Origin of the sequence: Pigmentiphaga sp. (assembly GCF_019689535.1) — a bacterium.
Classification (GTDB): domain Bacteria; phylum Pseudomonadota; class Gammaproteobacteria; order Burkholderiales; family Burkholderiaceae_B; genus Pigmentiphaga.
On record NZ_JADGHH010000318.1, the window covers coordinates 1 to 2,528 of the forward strand.

A 2,528-nucleotide genomic window follows, 5' to 3' on the forward strand; every position below is an offset into this window, starting at 1 on the left:
TCATTGTCTCGTGGGCTCGGAGATGTGTATAAGAGTCTGCTGGCCATCTGCTCCCTGCTTTACTCCGCGGTCCAGGTTTCGCTCACTACCTACACCGTCACCTTCCTCACCGCGGAGCTTGGCATGACGCTCGTCGCCGCAGGCCTGGCCTCATCCGTTTGCCAATTCGCCGGCGTGGCGGGCCGGATCGGATGGGGATGGGTAGCCGACCGTGGACTCGGGGCGCTGCGGACCTTGGCTTTGCTGGGCACCCTGAGCCTGGCTTGCTGCATCGTCTCGACCTTGATTCCCGCCACGCTGTCCACGCAAGCGCTACTCGTACTGCTTGCCACGTTTGGCGCAGCGGCCATCGGCTGGAACGGGGTCTACCTCGCCGAGCTGGCCCGGCGATCGCCTGCCGGCATGGCGGGCACGGTTACCGGAGGCGCATCGGCCATCACCTTCCTGGGCGTCGTGGCGGGCCCGCCCCTGTTCGGGCTGGTCTCGGAACTCGGCGGCAGCTACCGGACCGGATTCGCCATGCTCGCTTTGCCGCTCGGCTGGTGTGTCGTACGGCTGGTCCTGGAAAACCGGCAGCGCCAAGCCTGACGCCGCCATACCTCTCCTTACATTTGGCTACACAAGCTGGCGTAAACCCGCACATGCGTGGTCGACCGCCTTGCGTAGGATGAGCTGATGCTCCCACAGAATCCGCCATTCGGCGCATCTCGGGAGCGCTCGCAGAAAGGAGTCACCCCATGAGCGACGCACGCAATCTTCCCGGCCACAGCACCACAGGCGCGGGCGCCCCTGCGCCTAGCGACCGCAACTCGCTGACGGTCGGCCGTGACGGACCGCTAGTCTTGCACGACGTGCATTTCTTGGAACAAATGGCCCACTTCAACCGGGAAAAAGTGCCGGAACGCCAGCCCCACGCCAAGGGTTCGGGCGCCTTCGGGGTCTTCGAGACGACCGAGGACGTCTCCCGCTATACCAAGGCCGCGCTGTTCCAGAAGGGCTGCAAGACCGAAATGCTGGCCCGTTTTTCCACGGTGGCGGGTGAAGCCGGCAGCCCGGATACCTGGCGCGACGTCCGCGGGTTCTCCCTGAAGTTCTACACCAGCGAGGGCAATTACGACCTCGTCGGCAACAACACGCCTGTCTTCTTCGTGCGCGACCCGATGAAGTTCCCCCACTTCATCCGCAGCCAGAAACGCCTGCCCGATTCGGGCCTGCGCGACGCCCACATGCAATGGGACTTCTGGACGCAAAACCCGGAGACGGCGCACCAAGTTACCTATTTGATGGGAGACCGGGGCATTCCCCTTTCCTATCGCCACATGAATGGATTCGGATCGCACACCTACATGTGGATCAACGCCGCAGGCGAAAAATTCTGGGTGAAATACCATTTCCACAGCCAGCAGGGCGTCAAGAACCTGACCAACGAAGAGGCGGCGCGCATCGCCGGCGCCGATGCCGACTATCACCGGCGCGACCTGTTCGACGCCATCGCGCGGGGCGATCACCCGAAGTGGGTGCTGTCAGTGCAGATCATGCCGTATGAGGAGGCGAAGACCTACCGCTTCAATCCTTTCGACCTCACCAAGGTCTGGCCACACAAAGACTATCCGCTGATCAAAGTCGGCGTCATGACGCTGGATCGCAACCCGAGCAATTTCTTCGCCGAGATAGAACAGGCGGCTTTCTCGCCCGGCAATACGGTGCCTGGCATCGGGCTGTCTCCCGACAAAATGTTGCTCGGCCGCGCCTTCGCCTACAACGACGCCCAGCGCGCCCGCATAGGCACCAATTTCCACCAGTTGCCGGTCAACCGTCCCAAGGTTCCCGTCAACACCTATATGTTCGACGGACACATGGCCTACGAACATGCGGGCAACGCGCCCACGTATGCCCCCAATAGTGCCGGCCGGGCATGGGCCGACCATACCGGCGCGGTAGACGAAAGCTGGGAGGTCGACGGCAGCCTCGTGCGCGAAGCCTACACCTTGCGCCAAGACGACGACGATTTCGTGCAGGCGCGCGCGCTCGTGCGCGACGTCTTCGACGACGCCCAGCGGGAGCGGTTGGTCGACACCGTGGTGGGCACCCTGAAATCCGGCGTGCGGTCCCCGGTGCTCGAACGCGTGTTCGGGTACTGGAAGAACATTGACGCCGAGATCGGCGAACGCATCGAGGCTGCGTACGGGACGCACTGAGCCTGGCCCGGGGCTTACTCCCCGACCGGGGGCGGCCCCTGCACCAGCGGGGCTGCCGCCTCCAGGAGGGACCTGCGATCGCCGTTGAGCGGCGGATAGACGCGCCGGCGATTGATGGTCATCTTCGTTTCCTTGGCGAGCTCGCGCGTCGCGATCACCTGCCGTTCCCACCCGCGGGTATAGACTGCGCCCCAGGCTCCCAGGTCAAGGACCGTCGCATACCACGGGATCCGCAGTGGCAGCAGGGGGCGGCCCAGCAAATCGGCCGCTGCGTTGTGGCCCGCGTACCGGCCCATGGGCCGGCTGTGCTGGCAAGACATCATAGAAGCG

Annotated in this window: 2 protein-coding genes and 1 pseudogene; 2 read left to right on the forward strand and 1 reads right to left on the reverse strand. The window is 64.2% G+C overall.

Features of this window, described 5'->3' with window-relative positions:
* Together IRZ12_RS17225 and IRZ12_RS17230 are read left to right on the forward strand one after the other, a co-directional pair.
* Window positions 1–588, forward strand: a 588-nt coding sequence (locus tag IRZ12_RS17225) for an MFS transporter (RefSeq protein ID WP_296471233.1), incomplete at its 5' end; no start/stop codon positions are given.
* Window positions 589–737: 149 nt separating this feature from the next.
* Window positions 738–2,198: a catalase gene (locus IRZ12_RS17230; RefSeq protein ID WP_296471236.1), complete on the forward strand. Its 1,461-nt coding sequence runs from the start codon at window positions 738–740 to the stop codon at window positions 2,196–2,198.
* A gap of 14 nt (window positions 2,199–2,212) precedes the next feature.
* On the opposite strand, the pseudogene IRZ12_RS17235 reads toward IRZ12_RS17230, so the two are convergent.
* Window positions 2,213–2,528: pseudogene (locus IRZ12_RS17235) on the reverse strand (NAD(P)/FAD-dependent oxidoreductase); the annotation flags it as partial.

Coding starts and splice junctions, on each gene's coding strand:
- IRZ12_RS17230 (WP_296471236.1), top strand. CDS start 738: ATGAGCGACGCACGCAATCTTCCCGGCCACAGCACCACAGGCGCGGGC.